The sequence below is a fragment of the Tessaracoccus sp. genome (assembly GCF_016714275.1).
Taxonomy (GTDB): domain Bacteria; phylum Actinomycetota; class Actinomycetes; order Propionibacteriales; family Propionibacteriaceae; genus Arachnia.
Genome location: NZ_JADJNP010000001.1, coordinates 655,113 through 679,808 on the forward strand (window position 1 = coordinate 655,113; position 24,696 = coordinate 679,808).

At 68.9% G+C, this 24,696-nt stretch carries 25 protein-coding genes; 11 read left to right on the top strand and 14 right to left on the bottom strand.

Annotated features, from left to right (window positions below; all coding sequences use genetic code 11):
- Positions 1-36 precede the first annotated feature (36 nt).
- From IPJ61_RS03045 to mptB, 8 genes are all read right to left on the bottom strand, one after another.
- A complete protein-coding gene (locus IPJ61_RS03045; protein ID WP_297102867.1) occupies positions 37-1,029 on the bottom strand; it encodes a hypothetical protein in 993 nt (330 codons plus the stop codon).
- Positions 935-1,915, bottom strand: a complete 981-nt coding sequence (locus IPJ61_RS03050; RefSeq protein ID WP_297102868.1) for a vWA domain-containing protein — start codon at positions 1,913-1,915, stop codon at positions 935-937. The genes IPJ61_RS03045 and IPJ61_RS03050 overlap by 95 nt, the downstream gene beginning before the upstream one ends.
- A gap of 63 nt (positions 1,916-1,978) precedes the next feature.
- The gene (locus IPJ61_RS03055; protein ID WP_297102870.1) at positions 1,979-2,587 is read right to left on the bottom strand and encodes a DUF1707 SHOCT-like domain-containing protein; all 609 of its coding nucleotides are present in this window, start codon (positions 2,585-2,587) and stop codon (positions 1,979-1,981) included.
- Positions 2,580-3,266, bottom strand: coding sequence for a DUF1707 SHOCT-like domain-containing protein (locus IPJ61_RS03060; protein WP_297102872.1), 687 nt, complete (start codon positions 3,264-3,266; stop codon positions 2,580-2,582). The genes IPJ61_RS03055 and IPJ61_RS03060 overlap by 8 nt, the downstream gene beginning before the upstream one ends.
- Positions 3,259-4,677 carry a threonine synthase gene (gene thrC, locus IPJ61_RS03065; protein ID WP_297102874.1) on the bottom strand — a complete coding sequence of 473 codons (1,419 nt, stop codon included), beginning with the start codon at positions 4,675-4,677 and terminating at the stop codon, positions 3,259-3,261. Before thrC ends, IPJ61_RS03060 begins: the two co-directional genes overlap by 8 nt.
- Positions 4,678-4,704: 27 nt before the next feature.
- Positions 4,705-5,580: an ABC transporter permease subunit gene (locus IPJ61_RS03070; protein ID WP_297102876.1), complete on the bottom strand. Its 876-nt coding sequence runs from the start codon at positions 5,578-5,580 to the stop codon at positions 4,705-4,707.
- Positions 5,580-6,539, bottom strand: coding sequence for an ABC transporter ATP-binding protein (locus IPJ61_RS03075; RefSeq protein ID WP_297102878.1), 960 nt, complete (start codon positions 6,537-6,539; stop codon positions 5,580-5,582). The genes IPJ61_RS03070 and IPJ61_RS03075 overlap by 1 nt, the downstream gene beginning before the upstream one ends.
- 49 nt (positions 6,540-6,588) lie before the next feature.
- Positions 6,589-7,953 carry a polyprenol phosphomannose-dependent alpha 1,6 mannosyltransferase MptB gene (gene mptB / locus IPJ61_RS03080; protein WP_297102880.1) on the bottom strand — a complete coding sequence of 455 codons (1,365 nt, stop codon included), beginning with the start codon at positions 7,951-7,953 and terminating at the stop codon, positions 6,589-6,591.
- A gap of 171 nt (positions 7,954-8,124) precedes the next feature.
- Between mptB and IPJ61_RS03085 the strand changes: the two genes are divergently transcribed.
- Together IPJ61_RS03085 and IPJ61_RS03090 are read left to right on the top strand one after the other, a co-directional pair.
- On the top strand, positions 8,125-9,480 hold the full coding sequence (locus IPJ61_RS03085; protein WP_297102882.1) for an NAD(P)/FAD-dependent oxidoreductase: 1,356 nt from the start codon (positions 8,125-8,127) through the stop codon (positions 9,478-9,480).
- A 3-nt stretch (positions 9,481-9,483) separates the two neighbouring features.
- Entirely contained in the window at positions 9,484-9,942 is a 459-nt protein-coding gene (locus IPJ61_RS03090; protein ID WP_297102884.1) for a DoxX family protein, read from the top strand.
- A 12-nt stretch (positions 9,943-9,954) separates the two neighbouring features.
- On the opposite strand, the gene idi is transcribed toward IPJ61_RS03090, so the two are convergent.
- From idi to IPJ61_RS03115, 5 genes are read right to left on the bottom strand one after another with little or no spacing between them, the layout of a single operon-like run.
- Positions 9,955-10,485, bottom strand: a complete 531-nt coding sequence (gene idi / locus IPJ61_RS03095) for an isopentenyl-diphosphate Delta-isomerase (RefSeq protein WP_297102887.1) — start codon at positions 10,483-10,485, stop codon at positions 9,955-9,957.
- Positions 10,478-12,712 (bottom strand): MMPL family transporter, encoded by a 2,235-nt coding sequence (locus IPJ61_RS03100; protein ID WP_297102890.1) that lies wholly within the window; start codon positions 12,710-12,712, stop codon positions 10,478-10,480. The genes idi and IPJ61_RS03100 overlap by 8 nt, the downstream gene beginning before the upstream one ends.
- The gene (crtI, locus tag IPJ61_RS03105) at positions 12,709-14,295 is read right to left on the bottom strand and encodes a phytoene desaturase family protein (RefSeq protein ID WP_297102893.1); all 1,587 of its coding nucleotides are present in this window, start codon (positions 14,293-14,295) and stop codon (positions 12,709-12,711) included. Before crtI ends, IPJ61_RS03100 begins: the two co-directional genes overlap by 4 nt.
- On the bottom strand, positions 14,292-15,164 hold the full coding sequence (locus IPJ61_RS03110) for a phytoene/squalene synthase family protein (RefSeq protein WP_297102896.1): 873 nt from the start codon (positions 15,162-15,164) through the stop codon (positions 14,292-14,294). Before IPJ61_RS03110 ends, crtI begins: the two co-directional genes overlap by 4 nt.
- Positions 15,164-16,225: a polyprenyl synthetase family protein gene (locus IPJ61_RS03115; RefSeq protein WP_297102900.1), complete on the bottom strand. Its 1,062-nt coding sequence runs from the start codon at positions 16,223-16,225 to the stop codon at positions 15,164-15,166. Before IPJ61_RS03115 ends, IPJ61_RS03110 begins: the two co-directional genes overlap by 1 nt.
- A 221-nt stretch (positions 16,226-16,446) precedes the next feature.
- On the opposite strand from IPJ61_RS03115, the gene IPJ61_RS03120 reads away from it, so the two are divergent.
- From IPJ61_RS03120 to IPJ61_RS03145, 6 genes are read left to right on the top strand one after another with little or no spacing between them, the layout of a single operon-like run.
- Entirely contained in the window at positions 16,447-16,998 is a 552-nt protein-coding gene (locus tag IPJ61_RS03120; protein ID WP_297102903.1) for a MarR family winged helix-turn-helix transcriptional regulator, read from the top strand.
- A 60-nt stretch (positions 16,999-17,058) separates the two neighbouring features.
- A complete protein-coding gene (locus IPJ61_RS03125; protein WP_297102908.1) occupies positions 17,059-17,466 on the top strand; it encodes a lycopene cyclase domain-containing protein in 408 nt (135 codons plus the stop codon).
- A complete protein-coding gene (locus IPJ61_RS03130) occupies positions 17,459-17,770 on the top strand; it encodes a lycopene cyclase domain-containing protein (protein ID WP_297102910.1) in 312 nt (103 codons plus the stop codon). The genes IPJ61_RS03125 and IPJ61_RS03130 overlap by 8 nt, the downstream gene beginning before the upstream one ends.
- Positions 17,767-18,489 (top strand): class I SAM-dependent methyltransferase, encoded by a 723-nt coding sequence (locus IPJ61_RS03135; protein WP_297102913.1) that lies wholly within the window; start codon positions 17,767-17,769, stop codon positions 18,487-18,489. The genes IPJ61_RS03130 and IPJ61_RS03135 overlap by 4 nt, the downstream gene beginning before the upstream one ends.
- Positions 18,486-18,758: an FAD-dependent oxidoreductase gene (locus IPJ61_RS03140; RefSeq protein WP_297102917.1), complete on the top strand. Its 273-nt coding sequence runs from the start codon at positions 18,486-18,488 to the stop codon at positions 18,756-18,758. The genes IPJ61_RS03135 and IPJ61_RS03140 overlap by 4 nt, the downstream gene beginning before the upstream one ends.
- Complete coding sequence (locus IPJ61_RS03145; protein ID WP_366505142.1) at positions 18,698-19,753, top strand: FAD-dependent oxidoreductase; 1,056 nt, start codon at positions 18,698-18,700, stop codon at positions 19,751-19,753. The genes IPJ61_RS03140 and IPJ61_RS03145 overlap by 61 nt, the downstream gene beginning before the upstream one ends.
- A gap of 58 nt (positions 19,754-19,811) precedes the next feature.
- On the opposite strand, the gene IPJ61_RS03150 is transcribed toward IPJ61_RS03145, so the two are convergent.
- A complete protein-coding gene (locus IPJ61_RS03150) occupies positions 19,812-21,200 on the bottom strand; it encodes a cryptochrome/photolyase family protein (RefSeq protein WP_297102923.1) in 1,389 nt (462 codons plus the stop codon).
- A gap of 38 nt (positions 21,201-21,238) precedes the next feature.
- Here IPJ61_RS03150 and IPJ61_RS03155 point away from each other — a divergent pair, with 38 nt between their 5' ends.
- The 3 genes from IPJ61_RS03155 (at position 21,239) to IPJ61_RS03165 (ending at position 24,687) form a co-directional block, all read left to right on the top strand.
- Positions 21,239-22,435, top strand: coding sequence for a cytochrome P450 (locus IPJ61_RS03155; RefSeq protein WP_297102926.1), 1,197 nt, complete (start codon positions 21,239-21,241; stop codon positions 22,433-22,435).
- Positions 22,436-22,525: 90 nt separating this feature from the next.
- Entirely contained in the window at positions 22,526-23,251 is a 726-nt protein-coding gene (locus IPJ61_RS03160; protein WP_297102928.1) for a response regulator transcription factor, read from the top strand.
- Positions 23,248-24,687 (top strand): sensor histidine kinase, encoded by a 1,440-nt coding sequence (locus tag IPJ61_RS03165; protein WP_297102931.1) that lies wholly within the window; start codon positions 23,248-23,250, stop codon positions 24,685-24,687. Before IPJ61_RS03160 ends, IPJ61_RS03165 begins: the two co-directional genes overlap by 4 nt.
- Positions 24,688-24,696 lie beyond the last annotated feature (9 nt).

Genomic DNA, 24,696 nt, shown 5'->3' on the forward strand with positions numbered 1-24,696 from the left:
CAGCGTAGCGGCGCGCCAACCACCGGACGCGTGAACTCAGGAAGCGCCCCCACGGCGGCGGAGCAGAAACACGGCCCCGGCACCAGCCGCGGCCGCGGCCGCCGCGATGCCGACCGTCGGCCAGACCGAGCCTCCGCCGTCGCCGCCCGACGGGGGCGCGGGTTCGGAGGTCGGGGACGGCTCCAGGGGTGTCGGCTCGGGGGTCGGGGCGGACTCGGGCGTCGCCGAGACCGACGGCGTCGCGCCCGTCAGGTAGACGGGGCCCTTCTCGATCTCGCCCGACGTCTCGACGACGAAGGCGTACTCCTGGTAGTCGCCGAGTTCCTGGCCGAGTGTCCAGAAGTTGACCGCCAGGTAGTAGAAGCCGTCCAGGTTCGCCTTCCGCGACGTCGCCCGGAGGACCTCCTCCGTTCCGCCCGTCACGTCGGCATTCTCGCTCTTGTTCGGGTCACGCCAGATCTCCGCCTCGTAGCCACGGTTGATCCGCATGGGGTCATGCAGCCAGACGCCGAGTCGCCCTCCGTGGATGGACTCCGTGACCGGCGCCGCCGTCGGCCGGAACCGGTAAGCGAGCTGCTGGCCCCAGGTCATGGGGATCTTGAAGTAGGTGTACTCACCTTTCGCTGCGGTGGCGGCGTACGTCTTTCCGGACTCGATCTCCACCGCGGAGTTGAACGAGGTGCCACCGGCGATGGCGACGGGAGCCGGGCCGATCTGCGGTGGCTTCGGGACCCCCCTCTTCTCAGGCTCCGGGACGTTCGAGGTGTCCGTCGGCGGCTGGAAGCGCACGATGATCTCCACCGTCATCGCAGCGGCGTAGAGGACCTGGTCCTCACGGGACACCTTGACGATGGTCGCGTCACCCTCGCACTTCGAGACCACCGAGGCGACCACCGGCTGGTTGACGTCGGCCGCCCAGATCTTCGCGTCGCCGTCATACGCGCACCTCTCGCCATCGGGCGTGACTGTCGCGAGCGCGAGCCGGCTGAGAGTACCCGAGGTGTCCTTCACGGAGTTCGGGGGAACCACGCCCCGTGACGGTGATGTGCGGCGTCCAGCCCTCGGCGGGCTGGATGCGGTAGTACCGCTCCGCGGTGTTCGGCGACGACGACGTAGCAGGAAACGTCTCGACGTACTGGCCGGGCTCGAGCAGGGGAAGGTCGGCTGCGGTGCGGGACGCGCCTCCCCTGACCGGCGTGCCCATGGCGTCGTAGCCCCGGATCGCGATCTCCACCTTCTGCCGCAGCGCCTTGTCCAGCTGCCTGGCGTCCTTCGCGTCCGCGTACGAGCCGCCGGTGGACTCTGCGATGCATTTCAGGTCCTTGCGCGCGTCCTTGTCCACCTTGAAGCCGACGGTGTGAACGGTGAGCTCGAGGCCGTCGGCCGCGATCTCCTTGGCCACCTCGCACGGCGGCGGAGGAGAGCACGTGTCCTGTCCGTCGCTGACCAGCACGATCGACCGCGGGCCCTCCTGAGGGAGCTGGTTCGCAGCCTCGCGCAGCACGGCGCCGATCGGCGTATAGCCGGATGCCTCGATCCCGTCCACCGTGGCCAGGAACGACGTCTTGTCGATCGGCCCCACAGGAACGAACGTCTTGACGTCCTTGCAGCCGGCGGCCTTGTCGGCCTTGGCGCTTCCCGTGCCAGTGCCGTAGACCATCAGACCCACCTGTGCCCCCGCAGGCAGCCCAGACACCAGTTCGCGAACCGCATCCTTCGCCGCGTCGATGCGAGGGCCGGGCGCGTCGTCGTTCTTCATCGACCCCGACGCGTCCAGAATGATCATCGTCGGCGTCGTCGCCTGGTCACTGGTCGGATCGGCGTGAGCCTCGACCGAGACCCCGACCCATCCAGTGGCAGCCACCGTCGCGGCGACCATCAACCGAAAACACTTCGTTCGACGCGAGACAGACATGCGCTCCTCCTCGAGAGATTGCACCTGCAAACTATCACGACGTGTTCGCAGATGCAAACTTGATCAGGGCGCGTCCGGCGCGCGCTTGATCTCGTTGCCCGCCCACCACAGGAAGCCCTTGATGATGAGCGTGCCGTTGGAACCGTCGCCCTGGGCCTCCGGCTTGATCTCGTTGCCCGCCATGATGGCCATCGATTGGTCGATAACGCGCACCCCTGCCGGCACGAAGATATCGCTGCCCGCCATGACCGCGTGGAGGTTGAGGGTGACGACACGGCCCGGCCCCATGGCGCGGGTGACGTCGTAGTTGTTGCCGCCCCACCAGGCGAAGTCGGTGAGCGTCTGGGTGCCGGACTCGACGACGACGTCCTTGCCGGACATCACCGTAAGGCTGAACCCGGCGTCGGCAGGCACGACGGCGGGGAGCGCCTTGTGCGTAGGTGCGACCGGCGCGGGCGAGGTCGTCGCCAGCTCCTGACCCTCAGGGAGGTCGGCGAGCAGCGGGGCGAGCTCGTCGGCGAACTTCGCCGTCAAGGCCGACTCCTGACGCTCGTGCATCTCGTCCAGCTCAAGGCGACCGGCCTCATAGGCACGCTGCAGGGCTACGAGCGCGTCGTCGCGCTCCCGATCTCCGGCCCTCATGCGATTCGCCGGCATGTTCGCGTCAGACATGCTCCGAGCCTACGGGAAGCGCCAACACGGGCGAAGGGCGACCGAGGCGGTCCCACTTCGCCAGGGCCCTGCGGTCCGACCAGTTCGGGTGCCGGGCTTGGACCCATCCGGAGAAGTTGCCGCGAAGGATCAGGCGGGGCTGCCCGCGCTCGGGGCGCGTGCGAACGCTCGAGTGCAGCCCCGGGACCTCTCCACGATCCACCTTCAAACCCTCGGTGTCGACGCCCCAGCCCTCCGGGACGACGATCCGGATGCCACCCCTCCCCGTCAGGACGATGTCGATGATCGGAGCAAGCACCCGGGCGTGGACGGCGTTCAACACGATCGTTCCGCCGCCGGAGACGAGCTCAATGAAGGGCGGCAGCTTCCATTCGCCGATCTGGCGCACCGTGTCCCAGTGGGTCTGGATGACCCACGGGTCCTCCCAGTCGAAGCCGACGCCGTGACCCATCGGCGACTCGGCACCGACGACCGCGCCCATGTCGGCCGCGGGCACGAGGTCCTTCAAGACGGATACCAGGTCTCCGCGGGTCTTCGCCCCCAGCGCCACCGGCAGCCGCGCCTCCAGCTCGTCGAAGCTCAGGCGCTCGTCCGCGGCAGCCTCCCGCAGCTCAGCGGCGGCGCGGTCGCGCTGGGCCGCCGTCACACGGAGGCCGGCGTCGGGGTACTCATCAGCCATGCGCGTCCTCGATGACCGCCCGGATGGCGTCGGCCGAGTTCGGGATGTCGACGACGTGGCGCGGCAGTTCCTCGATGCCGACGAACCGCTCAGGGCGCGGCGGCGTGATGCCGATGGCCTCCACGATCGACTCCGCGAACTTCACCGGCAACGCCGTCTCCAGCACCACGATGGGGCCTTCGACCTCGCTCCCCCTGGCCACATGCACCCCGTCGGCGGTGTGCGGGTCGATGACGACGCCGTCGGCCTCGTAGACGCGCCGGATCTCCGCGAGGCGATCCGCGTGGGTCGAGGTGCCGGCGAGGAATCCGTACCGGAGGATCTGCGTGCGGAACTCTATCGTCGAGCCGAGGTCGAAGGCACCGTCGGAGGGAAGGTCGCGGCCGAAAAGCTCCACGACGCGGGCGGCGTCGCGGCCCAGCAGGTCGAAGACGAAGCGCTCGAAGTTGGACGCCTTCGAGATGTCCATCGACGGGGAGCTGGTCGCGAGCGTCTCCGCGGCGCCCCGCACGCGGTAGACACCGGTGCGGAAGAACTCCTCCAGCACGTTGTTCTCATTGGTGGCAAGGATCAGGCGGTGGATCGGCAGACCCATCTGGCGGGCGATGTGCCCGGCGGCGATGTTGCCGAAGTTGCCAGACGGCACGGCGAAGCTGACCGGGCCGCCGTCGGAGATCTGCAACCAGGCGGCGAAGTAGTAGACGACCTGGGCCATCAGCCGCGCCCAGTTGATCGAGTTCACGGCGCCGATGCGGTGCCGGGCCTTGAAGTCCGCGTCCGCGTTGAGCTCCTTGACAAGGTCCTGGCAGTCGTCGAACACGCCATCGACGGCGAGGTTCACGATGGCCGGGTCGTCGATGGAGAACATCTGCGCCTGCTGGAACGGGCTCATCCGCCCGCGCGGCGAAAGCATCAACACCCGCACCCCGGGCTTGCCCCGCAGCGCGTACTCCGCCGACGACCCCGTGTCGCCCGACGTCGCGCCGACGATGGTGATGGTCTCACCACGCCGCGCCAGTTCGTAGGCGAACAGCTCGCCGAGCAGCTGCATGGCCATGTCCTTGAACGCCGCCGACGGCCCGTTGCTGAGGTGCGCAAGGAACAACCCATCAGAGAGGCGGGTCACCGGAACGATCGCGGGATCCAGGAACTTCTCGGGCGCGTAGGCGCGGTCGACGATGCCGCGGAGGTCGTCGTCGGGGATGTCGTCGACGAACAGCCGGACGACCTCGAACGCGAGCGCGGCGTAGCCTCCCTTGGCGAGCAGCGTGCGCCACGCGTCGAGCGTCTTGGTCGACACCTGGGGGTACGTCTCAGGGAGGAACAGCCCGCCGTCGGCGGCGAGTCCTTCGAGCAGGATGTCGCTGAATCCCTTGCCGGGCGTGGTCGAGCGGGTCGAGACGTAACGCATGCGCCGAATCCTACCGGGGTGGGATGGTCACCCCTTGACGTCGCGGCGCTCGAACAGGGGGACGGCGAGCGCGGCGAGCACCGCGATGACCACGAGGTGGTAGGCGAGTCCGGTCAGTCGCTGGACCGGCAGGACCGCAGAGACATCCCCACTCACCAGCTCCGGTTGGACCAACGTGAGGCCCTGCCAGACCGGCCCGAAGTAGTACCAGAGGTTCGCCGAGCCGTCGCCCATGATCATGGCACCCCACCCGGTCGCGGTGACCGCAAGCAGGCCGGCGGCGATGGCGAGCACGGTGCCGTTCAGGAGGAAGACAAGCAACGCGCCGATGGCGCCGAGCAGCGCCCCGTAGGTGATCGAGGCGCCGATGACTCCGAGCAGCCCGACCGCCGGCGTCGCCGCGTTGAACCCGAACATCGCCATGTACCAGACGACGGACTCGACGGTTGCGGCAAGGAGGCCGACAGCCATCAGCACCGCGCCCAACACGCCCGCGGCGAGCGTGCGCGACAACACGACGGCCCACCGGCGCGGCGTGAACGTGAGCTGCGTGCCGAGCGCTCCAGAGGCGAAGTCGGATCCCACGTAGGTGACAACGATCAGGAACACGATGAACGCGAAGAGCAGGACGCTCGACGCGAGCGACGACACGACGTCCGGGAACCCCCACGGGGAGCGCAGGAAGTCCTCGTATACGCAGGCGCCGGGAATGTCCTCCCATTCGAGGCAGGCCACGTACTGTTCCCGCGCAAACGCATGGTCCTCCGCGCTCAGGGGGCCGATCTCCGGCATCCACTGGGTCGGCGCGAGCAGACCAACCGCCAGCATCAGCACGATGCTGTAGGTGGCGCGGCGGCGGTAGAGGAGGCGCGAGAACTCCGCGCGCAACAGGTTGCCCAGCATCAGCCCGCCCTCCCCTGCGTCGAGTTCAAGTCGCCTCCGGCGGTCAGCTCCAAGAAGACCCGCTCGAGGCTCTGACGTTCGGTGGTCAGTTCGTGCGGCCAGAGGCCGGCGAGGCCGAGGACGCGGGCGACGGCAGCCGCGTCGACCTCCGCGGTTCCCCGGCTCAGCACCCGCAGCGTGCCGTCGCCCGGCTCGACCCGCCAGCCCGCCATGCGGAGCACGTCTGCCGCCGCGGTCGGCCGGTCGATGCCGACGCGCACGTGGGGCTCGCCGCGCCGCAGAAAGCCTTGCATGTCTCCCTCGGCGACGGTGCGACCCTGCGCGATGATCGACATCGAGTCAGCGATCTGCTCGATCTCGCTCAGGATGTGCGACGAAACGAGCACTGTCCGGCCGCTGTCAGCGAGGGCGCGCATGGTGGAGCGGATGTCGTGGATGCCGACGGGGTCGAGGCCGTTGGTGGGCTCGTCGAAGATGAGCACCTCTGGGCTCTTGAGCAGGGTGGCGGCGATGGCGAGGCGCTGCTTCATCCCGAGCGAATAGGTGGCGAAGCGACGGTCCGCGTCAGCGGCAAGGCCGACCTCGAGCAGCACCTCGGTGACGCGACGGCGAGGGACGCCGATGGAGTCGGCGAGGACATCGAGGTTGTGCCTGCCGGTCATCCGGGGCGCGAACTTCGGCGACTCGACGATGGCGCCTACCTGGCCGATGACCGCGGGCAGGTCCTTCGGGACGTCGTGGCCCAGGATGTGCGCGCGGCCGTGGTTCGCGCGCACCAGACCCAGCAGGATGCGGATGGTGGTGGTCTTGCCGGAGCCGTTGGGGCCGAGCAGGCCGTGGACGCCGCCGCGGGGCACGTTGAGTTCGAGGCTCCGCAGGACCGGCCGGCCGCCGTAGCGCTTGGTAAGCCCCGACGCCTGGATGGCCCATTCGCCACGGGACCAGGATTCAGTCGACATGTCCCCGACCTTAGGTCCCGTCCACGGTCCGGACATCACACCCCGGTCTTTAGCGCGTACGCCGGAGGACGGCCGGAAGGACAAGCACGGCGACGGCGAGCAGCGCGAGCGGGGGCGGGAGGACGTCCTGCAGCGCGGGGAGGAGCGCGACGGCGGCGACACCCCCCGCCCAGGCGCCGCGCTGACGAGGGGTGAGCGGGCACAGGACGACGACAGGGACGAGCCAGGTCGCATACCAGGGCTGAAGCGCGGGGCCTGCGACGCAAGCGATGGCGAGCACCGCAGCCAGGAAGGGAAGGGGGTGTCCGACGGCGTCGCCCCGGGGCCCGAACCGGACCCACACCCACACGACACCGACGAGGATCAGGAGCGCAGAAACGCCGGTGACGACGACGTTCACGGTCTCCCCCGGGACGCCGGCGACGCGCAGGCCCGTTGCCGCCCAGGACAACGGCGCGAGGCTGACCGCCTCGGCGGGGCTGCCCGCCGTCGGGTTGCGCCAGCCGAGGCCCCAACTGAGCGAGGAGGCGAGAAAGGCCGCGACGGTGATCGCTCCGGGGACGACCGCGGTCGCGGCGAGGCGGGGCCACCCACGCCACGGCGCCTCCAACCGGGTGGCCTCTCCCGCTCGCGCAGCCCAGGCGACCGCGACGAGTCCAAGGCCGAACAGCGCCGCGGACTGCTTGAACCCCATCGCGAGCCCGAGCAGCACGCCGCCGACGACCAGCCCGCGCCACCCCCGCCAGCCGACGTCGGTGGCCGCAAGCAGCGCCGCCATCGCCAGCGCCACCATCAGCGCGTCGTTGTGGGCGCCGCCGATCCACTGGACGAGCAGCACGGGGTTCAGCCAGCCCGCCCACAACGCCCACCGCGGGTCGATACCTAGCCTGCCGGCAAGCACGGGCAGCACGGCGGCGAGGATCGCCAACGCGAGCACGCTGGGCAGGCGCAGGGCCACCGTCGTCCAGAAGAGGTCGCCGCCGGTGAGCCGCGAGACCAGCCCGAAGACGTCGAGCTGCAGCGACGGATAGACCGAGGTCGTGTCAGCCCAGTGCTCACCGACGAGCAGCCCGGGCTGGCCCGCCTCACCGAGCGGCACGCGGTACGGATCTATCCCCTGGGCGACGTGGCGGCCGGCGGCGGCGTAGGCGTAGGCGTCGCGGGAGTGCATCGGCAGGGCCAGGAGCAGCGGAATCCCCCAGATCGCGGCCGTCAGCCGCGGGCGGCGCCAGCCTGGGCCGAGCCTCCCCCACGCGAAGAGCAAGAGGGCGTAGCCCGGCAGCGTGAACAGTACGACCCACCAGGAAGCGGGCCGCTCGAAAAGCCCGGTCAGGTCGAGGTTGAGGCCGAACAGCACCAGCAGAACGCCGCCGAGCCCGGCGACCACCCACCACCACGGCCGATGCTCACTCACGCGCGCACCTCTCTGTCTGTCGGGAGAAGACTACCGAGGAGCCCGCTCCTCGTGGTGTTGTCGGTAGGTGTCGTGCGGTCGACGCTTCCGGTGGACGGAAGATACGGGGAATAGGCCGCCGGAGGTTAGGGTTGCCTCAGGAAGCACCGAGCACGAAACCTGGAGCACAGCATGGCAAAGCACCGCGTCGTCATCATCGGGTCCGGCTTCGGCGGCCTCTTCGCCGCCAAGGCCCTGCGCCGCACGGACGTCGAGGTCACGCTGATCGCGAAGACCACCCATCACCTGTTCCAGCCGCTCTTGTACCAGGTGGCAACCGGTGTGCTGTCGGAGGGCGAGATCGCCCCTCCCACCCGCGAGATTTTGCGCAACCAGCAGAACGCCCAGGTGCTACTTGGCCTCGTCGACGACATCGACGTCAAGAACCGCGTGGTCAAGTGGTCTTTCCACAACCAGTACCGGGAGACGTCCTACGACACGCTGATCGTCGCCGCGGGCGCCGGGCAGTCGTACTTCGGCAACGACCACTTCGCGAGGTTCGCGCCGGGCATGAAGTCGATCGACGACGCGCTGGAGCTGCGTGCCCGCATCCTGAAGGCCTTCGAGGTCGCCGAGTTCACCCCCGACGAGGAGGGCCGACGGCGTCGGCTCACGTTCGTCGTCGTCGGCGCCGGGCCGACCGGCGTCGAAATGGCCGGACAGATCCGCGAACTGGCGAGCTCAACGCTCCGCAACGAGTTCCGCACGTTCGACCCGGCAACCGCGCGCGTGGTCCTGATCGACGGCGCCCCCCAGGTACTGCCGCCTTTCGGACCGGAACTCGGCGCCGCGACACAGCAAGCCCTGGAGAAGATGGGCGTCGAGGTGAAGCTGAACGCCATCGTCACGGACCTCAACAAGGAGGGCGTCACGATCAAGCTCAAGGACGGGACGCACGAGTTCATCCCGTCATCGTGCAAGGTGTGGGCGGCAGGCGTGCAGGGCAGCGAGTTGGGCAAGCTGCTGGCCGATCAGACCGCCGCCGATCTCGACCGCGCCGGCCGCCTCGTCGTCGAGCCGGACACCCTGACGGTGCCCGGCCACCCCGAGGTGTTCGTCGTCGGCGACATGGCGTTCGTGCCCGGCGTCCCCGGGGTCGCGCAGGGCGCCATCCAGGGTGCACGCCACGTCGCGGCGACCATTCGTTCGCGGATCGAGCACACGGCCGCACCGGGCCCGTTCGTCTATAAAGACAAGGGCTCGATGGCGACCATCGCGAAGTTCAAGGCCGTCGCCATGGTCGGCAAGATGCGGTTGACGGGGTTCCTCGCGTGGGTGGCCTGGCTGTTCCTCCACCTGTTCTACATTGCCGGGTTCAAGCAGCGCGTGACCACGCTTCTCAGCTGGGCGATGACCTTCCTTTCGAACGGAAGATCGCAGTTGGTCGTCACCAACCAGCAAATGGTGGGTAGGTTGGCCCTCGAACGACTCGGCACGCACGTGTCGGATCAGCTGATCGAAGGGGATGACGACCCCCTGAGGGGGTAGACGGTGAAGGCATTCCTTCGGGTGGTCCAGGACATCGCGCTGCTCGTGGCGCGCCTCGTCGCAGCGCTCGTGCTGATCGCGCACGGCTGGCACCGCTGGCAGGTCGCCGGAATCGACTCGCAGATCACCATCGTCCAAGGGGCGGGACTGCCCATCGGGTTCGGCATCGTGGTCGTCACCATCGCGTTCGAGCTGATCGGCGGCACGCTGCTGGCCTTCGGCTTGGGCACTCGCCTGATCGGCCTTGGCATGGCGGCGATGAACGGTGTGATCGTGTTCGTCGTGCGCTGGGACAACGGGCTGTACCTCAACGACGGAGGGTGGGAGTACAACGCCGTCCTCGGCGTGCTCGGCCTGCTGTTCCTTGCCCACGGCAGCGGTCGCCTCGGCGTCGATCACCTGTTCGTCCGCCCGCCCGGTGATGGCTCGGACCTGATCGACGACGGGTCCGACAAGAACTGAGGCTCCCCGGGATCAGACGTCCTTCAGCGCGGCCTCCAGCATCGGCACCTGCAGGACGACCCACGGACTGAAAAGCCGCGGGGCCTCGGCAGTCGCCGTCACGAAGGTGCGCCAGGGCACCCACGCGGCGTCCATGACCTCATCCGGGTTCGGCGCGAGCAGCTCAGGGTCGAACCTGCCGACCCAGACCGGGCACAACTCGTTCTCGACGACTCCACTGGCGTCGACCGCGCGGTAGGCGAACGAGTCCAGCACCAGTCGAAGGCCGTGAGGCCGGTGCCCGAGTTCCTCGGTGATCCGCCGCACGACGGCGTCGTGCGCCGCCTCAACAGGTCGGGGATGGCCGCAGCAGCTGTTGGTCCAGACACCGGGCCATGTCTTCTTGCCGAGCGCTCTCCGCGTGAGGAGCACGCGGCCCTCAGCGTCGAAGAGATAGCTGGAGAACGCGAGGTGATAGGGCGTGTCGTCGGTGTGGACGCTGACCCGGTCGGCCACACCGGAGGGGCGGCCGTCTGGATCGAGGAGCACGACGAGGTCAGCCATGGTGGCGAGCCTTCGAACGGCGGGTGAGGGTCCGGGAGGGCCACCAGATGGCCCGGCCGATGTCATAGGACAGCGCGGGGACGAGGAGTGAGCGGACGATGAAGGTGTCGAGCAGCACGCCGAAGGAGACGATGAACGCGATCTGCACCAGGAAAAGGATCGGGATCACCGACAGCGCGGCGAAGGTGGCGGCGAGCACGAGCCCTGCGGATGTGATGACGCCACCGGTGATCGTCAGGCCCCGAAGGATGCCTTGTCTCGTGCCATGGTGCAGCGACTCCTCGCGCACTCGGGTCATGAGAAAGATGTTGTAGTCGATGCCGAGCGCCACAAGGAACACGAAACTGTAGAGCGGCACGGCCGGGTCCGCGCCCGGGAAGCCGAGCACATGGGTAAAGACGAGCGCGGCGACGCCGAGCGCGGTGCCAAACGACAACACCGTGGTGGCGATCAGGAGCACAGGGGCGAGCAGCGAACGCAGGAGCAGCGCCAGAACCAGCAGGATGACCACGAGGATGACCGGGATGATCAGTGTGCGGTCGCGGATCGAGGTGTCGTTGGTGTCTATCGCGACGGCGGTGACGCCGCCGACGATCGCGCCGGGCACCTTCTCGTGCAGTTCGGCGCGGAGACCGCGAACGGTTTCCGCCGCCGCCCCGGAGTCGGGTGCCTCGGTGAGCGTTCCCTGGAGCATCACCGAGCCGTCGACGACGGTCGGCTCGGGCGCCGGGGTGCCCGGCGGGCCGAGAGCCTGGATGCCGTCAGCCGTGACCGGCGCCGACCCGCTGGGAGAGTCGGCCGACACCACGCTGACCCCGTCGATCCCCGGGCTGCCGAGCAGCACCGCGGAGGCGTCGTCACGTCGATCCACCGGCACGACGACGATGGCCGGGCTGCCAGATCCACCAGGGAAGTGGCGCCCGAGGAGCACCTGGCCCTCGCGGGCCTGCGACGATCCGAGCACGAGCTCGGACTGCGGCACCCCGACGGCGTCGAGCTGGGTCGCGCCGAAGGCACCCACCGTGAGCAGCGCGACGGTCACGATCCAGATCGGACGACGACGGCGACGGATCTGGCGGGCGACCCAGGCCCAGGCTCCTGTCGCGTGGACGCCGTGCTCGGCGGCTACGACCTCGGGCTCGTAGATCGGCCGGCGTGGCCAGAACGCCGCGCGTCCGAGCAGGAACATCAGCGCGGGCAGCAGCGTCAGCGCGGCCATCATCGAGAACACGATGCCGATGGAGGCAACCGGACCCAGCGTGCTGTTCGACTTCAGATCGCTCAGCAGCAGGCACACGAGGCCGGCGATGACCGTGCTCCCCGACGCGAGGATCGGCTCAAGAGAACCGCGCAGGGCGCGCACCGTCGCACGCCAGGCGTCACGCTCGGCGCGCAGCTCCTCGCGGTAACGGGCGACGTACAGCAGCGAGTAGTCGGTGGCCGCGCCGATCACGAGGATGAAGAGGATGCCCTGGGTCTGTCCGCTGAGCAGCAGGATGCCCGCTTTCGCGAGCCACCAGATGGCCAGGAGCGCGACGGTCAGGGCCGCCAAGCTGGTGATGAGCACCACGAGCGGAAGAAAAAGGGAACGGTAGACAGCGATGAGGATGACGAAGACGGCGATGAGTGCGACCGCGAGGAGGAGCCCGTCGATGCCGGAGAACGCCTCGACAAGGTCGGCGGTGAAGCCTGCCGGTCCGGTGATGTGAACAGCGACGCTCTCCGGCGCGCCCGCGCGCAGTTGCTCGCCGACGGCGATAACCACCTCGCCGATATCCGCCGACGCGTCGATGGGCACGAACGCCTGGAACGCGAGTCCGTCCTCGGACGGGATCGCAGGGGAAACCTCGTCGGCGACGCCGTCGAGCGTCGGAAGGTCGGCGACCAGCCGGTTGATCGTCTCGACGGCATCGGGGGCGAGTTCGGCCTCGGAGGTGAACACCACGATCGCCGGAATGGCCTCCGAGTCGTTGAAGTCGCCGAGCAGCGCGTTAACCTGGGTGGCCTCCGAGGAGGTCGGCAGATAGTTGGCCTGCTCGTTCGAGGACACCTCGCTCACACGACCGAAGTAAGGCCCGCCGATGCCTGACGCGGTCAGCCAGATGAGGATCAAGGCGGCAGACAGCAACACCCGGGTCCACCGCCGCGGCGCCCGGTGCCGGGGAACGGGCGGCGCGTCGCGCGGCTGAGCTGCTGGTCCGGCATGACGCGCAGGGCGGATGGTCATCGAGTACTCCTGGGTTGAGGCGAGGTGGGGCCGGCGCTGTGGTCGGCTTTGATGCGCTTGCTGACGAGCTCGGCGCTGATCAGGCACATCGGGACGCCGACGCCGGGTGCCGTTGTCGCACCCGCGTAGTAGAGGCCGGCGACCTTGCGTGACTGATTCGGTGCCCGGAACATGGCGCTTTGGCGCAGGACATGGGCGGGACCGAGCATCCCGCCGCTCCACGAGTTGTACTGCTCGGCGAAGTCCTGAGGCCCGACGGTCTGCCGCACCACGATACGGCTCTCGAGATCGGGGACCCCCGCCCACCGGCTGATCTGCGCGATCGCGGCGTCTGCCGCGCGTTCGACGGCCGGCGACCCCCTGCCGTCGACGTCGCCGTGGCCCAGCCCGGGATCGGCGGGGACGGGCACGAGCACGAAGAGGTTCTCGTGGCCTGCAGGGGCAACGGTCGCGTCGGTGTGGCTTGGCTTGCACACGTAGATCGACGCGGGGTCCGGGATGCGGGGTGCTTCACCGAAGATGGCCTCGAAGTTGGCGTCCCAGTCGCGGGTGAAGAACAACGAGTGGTGCGGCAACTCCGGCAGCGCGCCGCGGACCCCGAGCAGCGCCAACACCGCCCCGGGGCCGCTGATCCGCCGCCGCCACCAGCTCTCCGGGTAGGTGCGCGCGTCCTCTGGCAACAACCGCGTCTCCGTGTGGTGCAGGTCTGCGGCTGACACCACGAGGTCTGCGGGACTGCGCCGTTCGACGCCGTCCCCGGTTCGCCAGTCGACCCCGACGACACGCCGTCGGCGGCGTCCTGCCGAGGTGACGATCGCCGTCACGTCGGCGTCGGTGGTGATCTTTGCACCCTGCGCCTCGGCCAGCGCCCTCAGGCGGTGCACCAGCTCCCAGAATCCACCCATCGGATACTGAACGCCCTCGGCGAGGTCGAGCGCGCTCATCAGGTGGTAGATGGCTGGCGCCGACGCGGGGCTGGCGCCCAGGAAGACCGCCGGGTACCCCAGCACCTGGCGAAGGACGGGGTCACGGAACCGGCGCGCCACATAGGTGCCGAGCGACGTCGTCAGGAGCCTGACCAGCTCTGGCAGGGCGCGGAGGATGTCGCGGCGCAGCAGCGAGCCCAGGCGGGTGTAGGGGTTGTAGAGGAAGTACTTTTCGGCCATGACCGCGGCCCGTTCCGCCGAAGCAAGGTAACGGCGCAGCACCGCGCCCGCGCCCGGTTCGCGCAGCTCGAACGCCTCCTCCGTCGCGCCCTGACCGTAAGGGATGACGAGCGGCGGGGTTGGCGACCCGTCCTGAAAAGGCTCGCTGAACACCGAGTAGGCGGGATCGAGGATGCGCAGATCGAGTTGCTCGACGCTGGTGGTGCCGAGGAGGTCGAAGAAGTGGTCGAAGACCCGGGGCATCAGGTACCACGAAGGGCCGGCGTCGAACCGGAAGCCGTCGCGCTCCACGCTGCCGGCGCGGCCACCCACGACGGGCCGGCGTTCTAAGACCTCTACGTCGTGCCCCTCGCGCGCGAGAAGCGCCGCGGTGGCAAGCCCCGCCACGCCGGCTCCGATGATGATGGTTCGCGTCATGCCCGTTCCCTCCACGTCCGCGCGAGCGCGCGGGCGACGATGGTTCCCTTCCGCATGTCCGACACCCGCACCCTGCGACGATAAAGCTCCTCGACGGGGGTTCTCGCGACCGTGTCGGTCACTGCCGAGAACAGCGCGGCGGCGCTACGGACGGCGACCCTCGCGTCGATGGGGAGCAAGCAGATGGCAGCTTCCGCGTCGGCGAGCTGGTTCCTGATCCGCGCGACGATCCGGTCGCGGTCGGCAGTCGTGAGCCGCTGCGCGGTTCCCAGGTAGGCGCGGCCGAGCCGGTAGGTGTCGTCGGAGAGGTCGCGGAGGAAGTTGACGTCCTGGAAGGCCGCGCCGAGCCTGCTTGCGCCGAAGGCGAGCTGGTCACGGGCTGCGGGGCTGAGCCGTTCGTCGCGAACGAAGACAGCCAAGCACATCAGGCCGACCACCTCTGCCGACCCGTGGACGTAGGTGTCGTGGGCTCGATCGTCGAAGGGAGCGTCGTCGTGATGAAGATCGGAACGCATGGAGGCGAAGAAGGGGTCGATGAGATCGCGCCCTATGCCTGCCTCGCGGGCCGTGCGCGCGAAAGCGTGCACGACAAGGTCGCTGCTGAAGCCGCTCTCGACGGCGCGGTGCGTCTCGGCGATGAACCTCTCCAGCGTGGTCTCCTGCGCCTCGAGATCGAGACCTGCCTCCTGACACACGCCGTCGACGATCTCGTCGGCCACCCGGACCAGCGCATACACATTCCTGATGTGCTGGCGGTGCCGCACGCCCAGCAGCCGCGTGGCCATGCCGAACGAGGTCGAGTAGCAGGCGATCACCTCCCCCGCGGCACGTTCGGCGGTTCGGGTATACGCGTCGAGCGCGCGGGGCATCACACACACCTCCCACGCAGGCGCTCCACCAGGTCGAGCAGCACGGTGCGCATGCGGTACGGGAGCTCGTCGCCGGTGTTGCAGATCAGCGCACCTGCCGCACGCAGCTCCTGCTCGGCGAGGCCGACGACGCGAGCCCGCGCCCCGCATTCGACAAGCAGAGCGGACAGCTTGGTGGCCTCGGCGGTCGAGAAGACCTCCATCCTGAGCAGGGCCTCGATACGGGGCCACCCCTGCGTCGTTCGGGCGGCGGCGATGATGGCCGTCTGTTTGCCCTCGCGCAGGTCGGAGTAGTGGTCCTTGCCGTGGTGGGCGGGGTCACCGAAAACGGACATCAGGTCGTCCTGCAGCTGGAACGCGAGACCGAGATGCCGTCCGATGGCCCCCAACAGGTCCTTGACGCCGCCCGATGCCCCTGCGAGCACGGCGGCCATCCGCATCGGGAGTTCGAAGGTGTACGTGGCCGTCTTGCGGGTTGTCATGTCGAGGATCGTCGCGAGGTCCGGCGGGATGATCGCGTCGCTCAGCCCGACATCGATCTGCTCCCCGGCGACGGAGTCGAGGATCGTCGAGTCGAGGAGGTCGAGGAGGCGGCGGCGTTGCACATCGGGCACCTCGGCGCGAGCGAAGATCTGGTGGCTCGCGGAAAGCAGCAGGTCTCCCATGAGGATGCCGCAGGTCTGGGCCCAGTGCATCGAGCGGGACATGTCGCCCAGCGGCGTGCGGTTGTCGTCCAGCATCGCCCCGATCAGGTTGGGCCGGCCTCTGCGCAGGAGGTCGCCGTCGATCACGTCGTCGTGCAGCAGGAACGAGTAGTGCAGCAACTCGACGGCGACCGCAAGGCGCGCCACCTCGTCGTGAGTGACCGCCGCAACCCCATCCGCCGACCACGCATCGTCCGAGATCAGGGCTTCATAGCTGTCGATCAGCAGTCGCGGCCGCACCAGTTTCCCGCCGGACACCGCCCGTCCGGCCAAGGTCCACAGGCGCGCGAAGTGCGGTCCGTAAGCCGCGGCTCGAGCCTTCTCGCGGTCGAAGAAATCCTCCAGCAGCGCGGTCAAGCACGTCATTTCGCACGACTGGCCAGAGCACGCCACCGCATTCACCGTGTACCCCCGTGGATGAGCCACGGGCAGGCGGGTCTGAAGCCATGCTTCACCATGAACCCCTTCCTCCTTGATCTACGCGCCTCGCACGTTACTAGCTTAGCTAGCATCTTGTATAGTATGCATCTAGTCATAGGTGGTAATCTCTTCGTGTGAGTCACGAGCCCCATACCCAGATGAGCGGGTTCAGCTTGTTCGATGTCGAAACGAGCGATCCGCACAGTCAACTGGTGGATCGCTCGTCACTCTCCAGCGCCGACATCGCGCAGATCAACGATCTGATGGCCGCCCTGGCTCGCCTGCGGAAGGCGGAAGACCTGCTGACGGAGGCGTCGAACGCCTACATGCGGCTGAACCGCACCGACATGAGAACGCTTCACTTCCTGATCGCCAGCGCCCACCGAGGCGAAGTCGTGACACCCAGCGCCATCGCCAGCCATCTCGGAATCTCCACGGCCTCGACCACCAAACTGCTGGATCGGCTGGAACGCGGCGGCCACATCACACGGGAGTCGCACCCCAGCGATCGCCGCGCCCTCGTCATCCGTGTCACTTCCGAGACCCATCAAGCAGCGATGTCGACCGTCGGACGACAGCAGGCGCGCCGGTTCAACGCTGCCGCCCGGCTGACTCCGCACGAGCGCGAGGTCGTCATCCGCTTCCTCACCGACATGGCCGACGAGCTGTCCCTCACACACGCTCCCTGGGCACATGGCGGCCCGCACTGAATTGGGTATGGGGCGCACACAGGAGGGTTTACGCGTTCACGACGAGCGGGAGGAAGATCAGTGGATCGTTGGCAGTATCTGATCGTGCTGGCCGGTTGCCTGGCCGTCACACTGCCCTTGGAGTTCGGCATCGGCGCCCGGGTCTACCGCGCCCCGCGAAGGCTCGTGCTGGCAATGATGCCGATGCTCGTGCTGTTCGTCACCTGGGACGTGGTCGGCATCCTGCGTCGTCATTGGTGGTACGAGGAGCGGTTCGTCTCCGGAGTGCACCTGGGACCCCTCCCCCTGGAGGAACTGCTGTTCTTCATCGTGATCCCCCTGTGCGCTCTGCTCACCTACGACGCCGTCGGCCGCATCCTCACGTTGGCTCGTACCCCTGGGCGACTGAGGTACCGCTGGCCCGACGGCTTGGTGCGGGTCACCGACGAGAGCCGCACCCACCCGGAAAGGAGCAGCGACGGTGCCTGAGTACACCGGCTTGACGCTGGTCGGCGTCGCCGCGGTCATCGCCTGGGAACTCGGCTGGGCGAAGACCGGCATCTTCCGATCGGGCCGCTACTGGACGTCGATGGCCATCGTGTTCTTCTTCCAGATCTGGGTCGACGGCTGGCTCACCAAGCTCTCGGCGCCGATCGTCATCTACAACCCCACGCAGCACGTAGGAGTCAGGTTTCCGTGGGACATCCCCGTCGAGGACTTCGGGTTCGGCTTCGCCATGGTGACGCTCACGATCATCTGCTGGATCCGGCTCGAGCCGAGGGAGGCGAGATGAGGGACCTCGCACGGGCCTTCGACCGGGGAGCGGGCAACTACGACCTCATGGTCTCTCTCAACCCCGGCTACCACCGCCACCTCGACTCGGCCGCGTCCCAGCTGGTGACCCGAGTCGGCCCCCGTCCTGGCGGGCTCCGGCTGGTCGATCTCGCTTGCGGCTCCGGGGCGTCGACCCGCGCGCTGCTTCGCGCGTCACGCAACGGCCCCACGATCTGGGGCGTCGACCTCTCCGAAGGAATGCTCGAGCAGGCCCGTGCTAAGCGCTGGCCCGATGGAGTCCGGTTCCTGCAGGGCCGATCGGGAGGCCTCGACCTCGACGAACTCCGGCGCGGCTCCTGGCACGGGGTCTTCGCCGGCTACCTGTTCCGCAATGTGGCAGCCGACCAACGCGACGCTGCCGTCGCGGAGGTGTACGACCTCCTGGCTCCAGGAGGCTGGCTCGTCACTCAGGAGTACTCGGTGGCCGGCAACCCACGCGCCACCGCGACCTGGGACGCCGTCTCGTGGGGTGTCATCGTTCCGCTCGGTGTGGTCATCGACCGGAACCCGGCGCTCTACCACTACCTCTGGCAGAGCGTGCGAGCCTTCGACTCGACGACGAGGTTCATGGATCGGCTCGCCACCGCCGGGTTCGTCGATGTCGCGTGCCGCAGCGTGTCCGGCTGGCAGCACGGCATCCTCCATACCTTCGTGGCGCGAAAGGCCCTCGCATCGTGACCCGGCATCGCTCCTCACGTCCCGGCAGGGACCGCCGCGCCGTGCGACACGCCGCTCCTGCCGGGCGGCCGCGCATCACCGAGGACCGGCACGTTGCCGTCGTGGGGGGCGGTATCGCCGGGCTCGCCGCGGCAACCGTGCTCGCCGAGCGAGGCGTTCGCGTGACGCTGCTGGAGTCCGACGGCCGGCTCGGGGGGCGGGTGTCGTCGTGGGGGCTCGACGGCGGCCGCACAATGAGCCGGGGCTTTCATGCGTTCTTCCGCCAGTAGATCGCCTCAAGTTTCCGACGGACGCCGGGGACCTGGCGCTCGAGGTCTTCGCGCGGTCCTTCTTCGCGGACCCCGAGGACTTCGCGGCCGGCGAACTGGTCGCGATGTTCCACACCTACTTCTTGGGATCGGCGGAAGGGCTGGTCTTCGACGTGCCCGACGACGACTACGACCGGGTCTTCTGGGCACCGCTCGGACGCCTCCTGGCCGACAACGGCGTGGACGTTCGCCTGTCGAGCCCGGTGCGTTCGGTGGAGGTCACCGGCGACCGCGCGACGCTCACCCTCGACGACGGTGTCCTGACGGCCGATGCCGTCGTCGTGGCGACTGACCCGCGCGCTGCACGGCTGCTGGCGGCGTCGACGACCTCAGCTCCCCTGGACGCATGGCGGGCGTCCGTCGCGCGGACGCACAACGCGCCGCCGTTCGTCGTCGTCAGGCTCTGGCTCGACAGGGCGGTTGCGGCAGACCGGCCGCCATTCCTCGGCACGAGCGGCTACGGACCGCTCGACAACGTCTCCGTCCTGGAGCGTTTCGAGAGGGGAGCCGCGCGCTGGTCCTCCGAGCACGACGGCGCGTCGGTCGTCGAGCTGCATGCCTACGCATGCGATCCGACGGCCGTGAGCACGCGGGCGTCTCTCGACGGCGTGGTTGCCGAACTCGTCGCGCAACTCCACCGCGTCTTCCCCGAGACGACCGGCTTCGGCATCCTGGAGCGCGAGGTGCTCGCGAAGGACGACTGCACGGTGATCGGCCCCAGCGGATGGAACGAACGGCCCGGGGTGCGGACGCCGTCGCCAGCATTGGTTCTCGCGGGTGACTGGGTGGCCTGTGATCTGCCGGTCGCGTTGATGGAGCGGGCCGCCACAACCGGCTTCCTCGCGGCCAACACCCTGCTCAACCGATGGGGAGTGCAAGGACAAGACGTCTGGACCACCCCGATGAGCGGGCTTCTGGCCTCCCCCACCCAGCGCACCTGGACGGCCCTTCCCTGAGCTTCGGTGTCTCCAACCCGGATCGCGGCGAACCCGAGGATCAGCTCTGTGACCTGGCTCAGGGGCCAATCTGTCGCACCACTGCATACGCGGCCAGCGCCTCCTCGCGGGAGACCGCGAGATCGAGGATCGGCTCTGGATACTCCTCAGTACCCCACTCGGCGACATTGGCGCGGACGTAGGCACCGTCGGGGTCGAACTTCTTCGCCTGCAGCTCCGGGTTGAAGACGCGGAAGTAGGGTGCGGCGTCGGCGCCCGAGCCCGCGACCCACTGCCAGTTGAACGGGTTGCTGGCTGGGTCCGCGTCGACGAGCGTATCCCAGAACCACTCCTCACCCCGGCGCCAGTCGATCAACAGGTTCTTGGTGAGGAACGACGCGGTCACCATGCGGACCCGGTTGTGCATCCATCCCGTCCGCCAGAGCTCGCGCATACCTGCATCGACGAGTCCGAAGCCCGTGCGCCCCTCCTGCCACGCTCGCAGCATCGTCGGTCGCATCGTCGGCCACGGGAAATGGTCGAAGCCGCCTCGCCAGTTTTGGGTGGCAAGGTGCGGGAAGTGATGGAGCGTGTGCCAGGCGAATTCCCGCCACCCGATCTCCGTGAGGAAACGAGAGATCCCCTCATTGCGGGCCGCTCCTCCGCGCGCCTCCTGCGCGGCGTGCCACACCTGATAGGGGCTGACCTCGCCCCACCTGAGATGCGGCGACAGGCGCGAGGTGGTCGGGCTCGACGGCACGTCCCTAGTGTCGCTGTAGCCATCGACGTGGTCGGCGAGGAAGTCGTCGAGCATGCGCGTGGCCGTGGCCTCGCCGGGCCTCCATGCCTCCCTGAGCCCGCCCGCCCAATCGGGGCTCACCGGGCGCAGCGCAAGGGCGGCAAGGGGAAGAGAGTCGACGGCAGAGACATCCGCGGGGCGGTCGACGACACGAGGGGCGGGAAGCGGTGGCCGAGGCTCCGGACCGGACGTGCAGGCCCGCCAGAACGGCGAGAACACCGCGTAAGGGTCGCCTGTGCGCGTGCTGATTGCCCACGGCTCGAACAGCAGCGATGCCGCGTGGCTGTCGACTATCGTGCCGGCCTTCCGCAGGCTCAGCCCCAGGCTGGTGTCGACAGCTCGTTCCGCGCCGCCGTAGCGGCGATTCCAGTAAACGCCCGCCGCACCCACCGCGTCGGTCACTCGGCGCACCTCGGTGGCGGCAGGCCCACGACGCAGGATCAGGGGGATGCGGAGGTGATCGAGGGAGACCGCAAGGTCCTCCAAGCTGTGGTGCAACCACCACCGGGCGGCCCCGCCCAGCGGCCTTATGCCAGGGGACTCGTCGTCGAGGACGAACAGCGCCACGACGGGCAGGCCGCTGTCTACGGCCGCGGTCACAGCCGGGTTGTCGCGGACGCGAAGGTCGTCGCGAAACCACACAACACTCACACCGGGCGCATCGCTCATGGTCGGTAGTATTGCCGCAGCGACCCAAAGGAGTCCCGATGGCGGAGCCGCGCAGGCGCCGGGCGGTGCCGCCCGACGAGTCTCAGGAACCAGCGGTGGAGAAGGCCCCCGGAATCTGGCGGATCGGCACCTACGACGCCGCACGCCAGGTGCTGCAAGCCCGCGGGTCCACGACCCAGGCAGGCTTCACCTCCGAGTTCGTGCCAAAGGGGCTCCTGAAGCACCACCCGATCCTGTTCTCCGACGGCAGCCTGCACGACGAACAGCGGCGCAAGGTGGGCCGCTTCTTCGCCCCGCGGGTGGTCACCGAGCGCTACCAGCCGCTCATGGTGGACGCCGCAGAGCGCCTCCTGGCCGGTGCCGAGGCCGCCCGGGAGTGCCTCATCGAGGACCTCGCCCTCCTCTACTCCGTCGACGTCACCCGCCAGGTCGTCGGCTTGACGGAGTCCCCGGTAGAGGCGCTTGCTGCGCGATTGGCGCGCTTCTTCAACCAGCCCTCCTTCGACATCACCAAACCCGATCTCGGCCGGACCCGGCGGCAGTGGGCGGCGGCCGCGATCAACGGACTGCGCCCCCTCCTGAGCTTCTACCTCTCCGATGTCCGGCCAGCGATCAGGAAGCGCCGCAGAGACCCTGCCGATGACGTGATCAGTCACTTGATCGCTGAGGGGTACACCGACACCGACATCCTCGTCGAGTGCGTCACCTACGGCACGGCGGGCATGGTGACCACCCGCGAGTTCATCGCCATGGCGCTGTGGCATCTGCTCACCGACGCCGACCTCCGCTCCGCGTACCGCGCCGGCGACGCCGACGCACGTCTCGTCCTCCTCGAAGAGCTCATCCGTCTTGAGCCGGTCGTAGGACACCTGTACCGCCGCATCCGCGAGCCCCTCGTCCTGCTTGACGGCGACCAGCACTGGCGGCTCGAACCCGGCGACCTCGTCGACGTGCACGTACGGCAGACGAATGTCGATCCGTCCGCGGTCGGCCCTGATCCGGGCTCGCTGTGTCCCGGCCGCCACCTCGGCCGGGGAGTCCATGCTGTGGGGCTGAGTTTCGGAGACGGTGCCCACCGCTGCCCCGGCCAGGCACTCGCGCTGCGGGAGACGGACGTCCTCCTGACGCGGATGCTCGCGCTCGCCCCTCGGATCGTGGCCGAGCCTCGTATCGAATGGGACGACCTGATCGCGGGCTACTGCCTCCGCGGCTTTCGCGTGAGCCTTAGGTCCTGATCCGGAGACCACCTGGCCGACACACGTGTTCACAGCAAGGACACAGGAAACCCATAGCCATGCGCGGGGTTCCGGTGCCAAGGTTGTGCCATGGCGACAACTGCACCCCTCACCCGGCCCGACGGCACGCCCATCCGCGTCGTCGCCGTCGACGACGAGCCCAGCCTGACTGAGCTTCTCAGCATGGCCATGCGGTACGAGGGCTGGGAGGTGTACACCGCGACGTCGGGGACCGAGGCGGTGCGGGTGGCGCGCGAGGTGCAGCCCGACGCGCTCGTGCTCGACATGATGCTGCCCGACTTCGACGGGCTCGAGGTCATGCGGCGCATCCGCACGGAGCAGGCGGACGTTCCCGTCATCTTCCTCACCGCGAAGGACGGCGTGGCCGACCGCATCGCGGGCCTCACCGCCGGCGGCGACGACTACGTCACCAAGCCCTTCTCCCTCGAAGAGGTCATCGCCCGCCTGCGCGGGCTGCTGCGCCGCTCGGGCGCGACGACGGCACGCCCGGACACGCAGATCGTCGTCGGCGACCTGATCCTCGATGAGGACTCGCACGAGGTCACGCGCGGCGGGGAGCCCGTGAAACTCACCGCGACCGAGTTCGAGCTGCTCCGCTACCTCATGCGCAACCCCAAGCGCGTGCTGTCGAAGGCGCAGATCCTCGACCGCGTCTGGAACTACGACTTCGGCGGCCAGGCCAACGTCGTCGAGCTCTACATCTCCTACCTGCGCAAGAAGATCGACGCCGACCGCGAGCCCATGATCCACACCATGCGCGGAGTCGGCTACGTGCTGCGCCCCGCGGGCGCGTGAACTCGCCCCGTCGCGGCACGCTCGCCGCGCAGCTCCAGCCTCGGATCGTCCTAACCGTGGCGGTGATGGCCGTGCTGATGTGCCTGGCGACGGTTCTCGGTGCGCGCGGCATCCTGGTGAACCAGCTCGACCGAGAACTCGACGCCGCGCAGAAGCGTTCCCAGGGACCGGGTCAGGCAGACACCCTCGGCCTCACAAACCCCGGGACGCGGGTCAACACCATCCGCGGCATCGTCCTCACTGACGGCAGCGGGCTGGCGTTCATGCTCACCGACAGCAGCACAGCTAACAAGCCCCCGGAGGCCACGATCCTCCCGGTCAACGCCCAGGAACAGCTGTTCGCCGTCCCGGCCGACGGCGCGAAGCACACTGTACGACTCTCCGAGATCGGCGAGTACCGCGTCGAGGCGCGCGACCGCTCGCAGGGGCGGGTGTTCGTCGGCCTCCCGACGAGCGAGATCAACCGGTCGCTGTTCTGGCTGGGCTCCTTCGCGGGCAGCGTCGCGCTGGTCGCGGTCATCGTCGTGTCACTCGTCACCCGCGAGGTCGTCGGCCGGGCCGTGAAACCCCTTGTCGCCCTGACGAACACCGCCGACGAGGTGGGCAGCCTCGAGCTGGAGAAGGGCGCGGTGGCGGTACCCCGCGTCGATGCTCCGGACATGCCGGAGGACAGCGAGGTGACGCGGCTGTCGACCGCGTTCAACCAGATGCTGGACCGCGTCGAGGGAGCGCTCACCGCCCGCGAGGAATCCGAGGTGAAGCTGCGCCGGTTCGTCGCCGACGCGTCGCACGAGCTGCGCAACCCGCTGGCCGCCATCCGCGGCTATGCCGAGCTGGCGGACCGCTCGCCCGACGGCGCGGACTCGTCGTTCGCGCTGGGCAGGATCGGGTCGGAGTCGCAGCGCATGAGCAAGCTGGTCGGCGACCTGCTGCTGTTGGCCCGGCTCGACGCCGACGCGCGGGTCGAGGCCCGCCCCGTCGATGCCGTCGAGGTGGTCCTGAACGCCGTCAGCGACGCACAGGCCGCCAGCCGCGACCACGAGTGGCAGCTCGAACTCCCCGACTCCGAGGTCAGCGTGCTCGCCGACGCCGACCAGCTCCACCAGGTCGTCGTCAACCTCCTGGCCAACGCCCGCACGCACACGCCCGCGGGAACGACGGTGCGCACATCGGTCAGAACCGACGGCGACATGGCCGTCATCGAGGTGATCGACGACGGCCCCGGTATCCCCGCCGAGGCACTGCCCCGCGTCTTCGAACGGTTCGGCCGCGCCGACAACGCCCGCGCCCACTCGTCCGCGCAGTCGACCGGCCTGGGCCTTGCGATCGTCCGCGCCGTGGTCGAGAGCTTCGGCGGCACCGCCACCGTCGACTCCCACCCCAGCCTCACGCGCTTCACCGTCCGCCTGCCCCTTGCCGCCCCGCCGCCCGCGTAGCATTCGGGG

Bases quoted from the DNA above. Each gene is read 5' to 3' on its own strand.
- IPJ61_RS03050 (WP_297102868.1), bottom strand. From the start codon at position 1,915: ATGTCTGTCTCGCGTCGAACGAAGTGTTTTCGGTTGATGGTCGCCGCG.
- IPJ61_RS03055 (WP_297102870.1), bottom strand. From the start codon at position 2,587: ATGTCTGACGCGAACATGCCGGCGAATCGCATGAGGGCCGGAGATCGG.
- IPJ61_RS03060 (WP_297102872.1), bottom strand. From the start codon at position 3,266: ATGGCTGATGAGTACCCCGACGCCGGCCTCCGTGTGACGGCGGCCCAG.
- thrC (WP_297102874.1), bottom strand. From the start codon at position 4,677: ATGCGTTACGTCTCGACCCGCTCGACCACGCCCGGCAAGGGATTCAGC.
- IPJ61_RS03070 (WP_297102876.1), bottom strand. From the start codon at position 5,580: ATGCTGGGCAACCTGTTGCGCGCGGAGTTCTCGCGCCTCCTCTACCGC.
- IPJ61_RS03075 (WP_297102878.1), bottom strand. From the start codon at position 6,539: ATGTCGACTGAATCCTGGTCCCGTGGCGAATGGGCCATCCAGGCGTCG.
- IPJ61_RS03085 (WP_297102882.1), top strand. From the start codon at position 8,125: ATGGCAAAGCACCGCGTCGTCATCATCGGGTCCGGCTTCGGCGGCCTC.
- idi (WP_297102887.1), bottom strand. From the start codon at position 10,485: ATGGCTGACCTCGTCGTGCTCCTCGATCCAGACGGCCGCCCCTCCGGT.
- IPJ61_RS03100 (WP_297102890.1), bottom strand. From the start codon at position 12,712: ATGACCATCCGCCCTGCGCGTCATGCCGGACCAGCAGCTCAGCCGCGC.
- crtI (WP_297102893.1), bottom strand. From the start codon at position 14,295: ATGACGCGAACCATCATCATCGGAGCCGGCGTGGCGGGGCTTGCCACC.
- IPJ61_RS03110 (WP_297102896.1), bottom strand. From the start codon at position 15,164: ATGCCCCGCGCGCTCGACGCGTATACCCGAACCGCCGAACGTGCCGCG.
- IPJ61_RS03120 (WP_297102903.1), top strand. From the start codon at position 16,447: ATGAGCGGGTTCAGCTTGTTCGATGTCGAAACGAGCGATCCGCACAGT.
- IPJ61_RS03135 (WP_297102913.1), top strand. From the start codon at position 17,767: ATGAGGGACCTCGCACGGGCCTTCGACCGGGGAGCGGGCAACTACGAC.
- IPJ61_RS03150 (WP_297102923.1), bottom strand. From the start codon at position 21,200: ATGAGCGATGCGCCCGGTGTGAGTGTTGTGTGGTTTCGCGACGACCTT.
- IPJ61_RS03155 (WP_297102926.1), top strand. From the start codon at position 21,239: ATGGCGGAGCCGCGCAGGCGCCGGGCGGTGCCGCCCGACGAGTCTCAG.
- IPJ61_RS03160 (WP_297102928.1), top strand. From the start codon at position 22,526: ATGGCGACAACTGCACCCCTCACCCGGCCCGACGGCACGCCCATCCGC.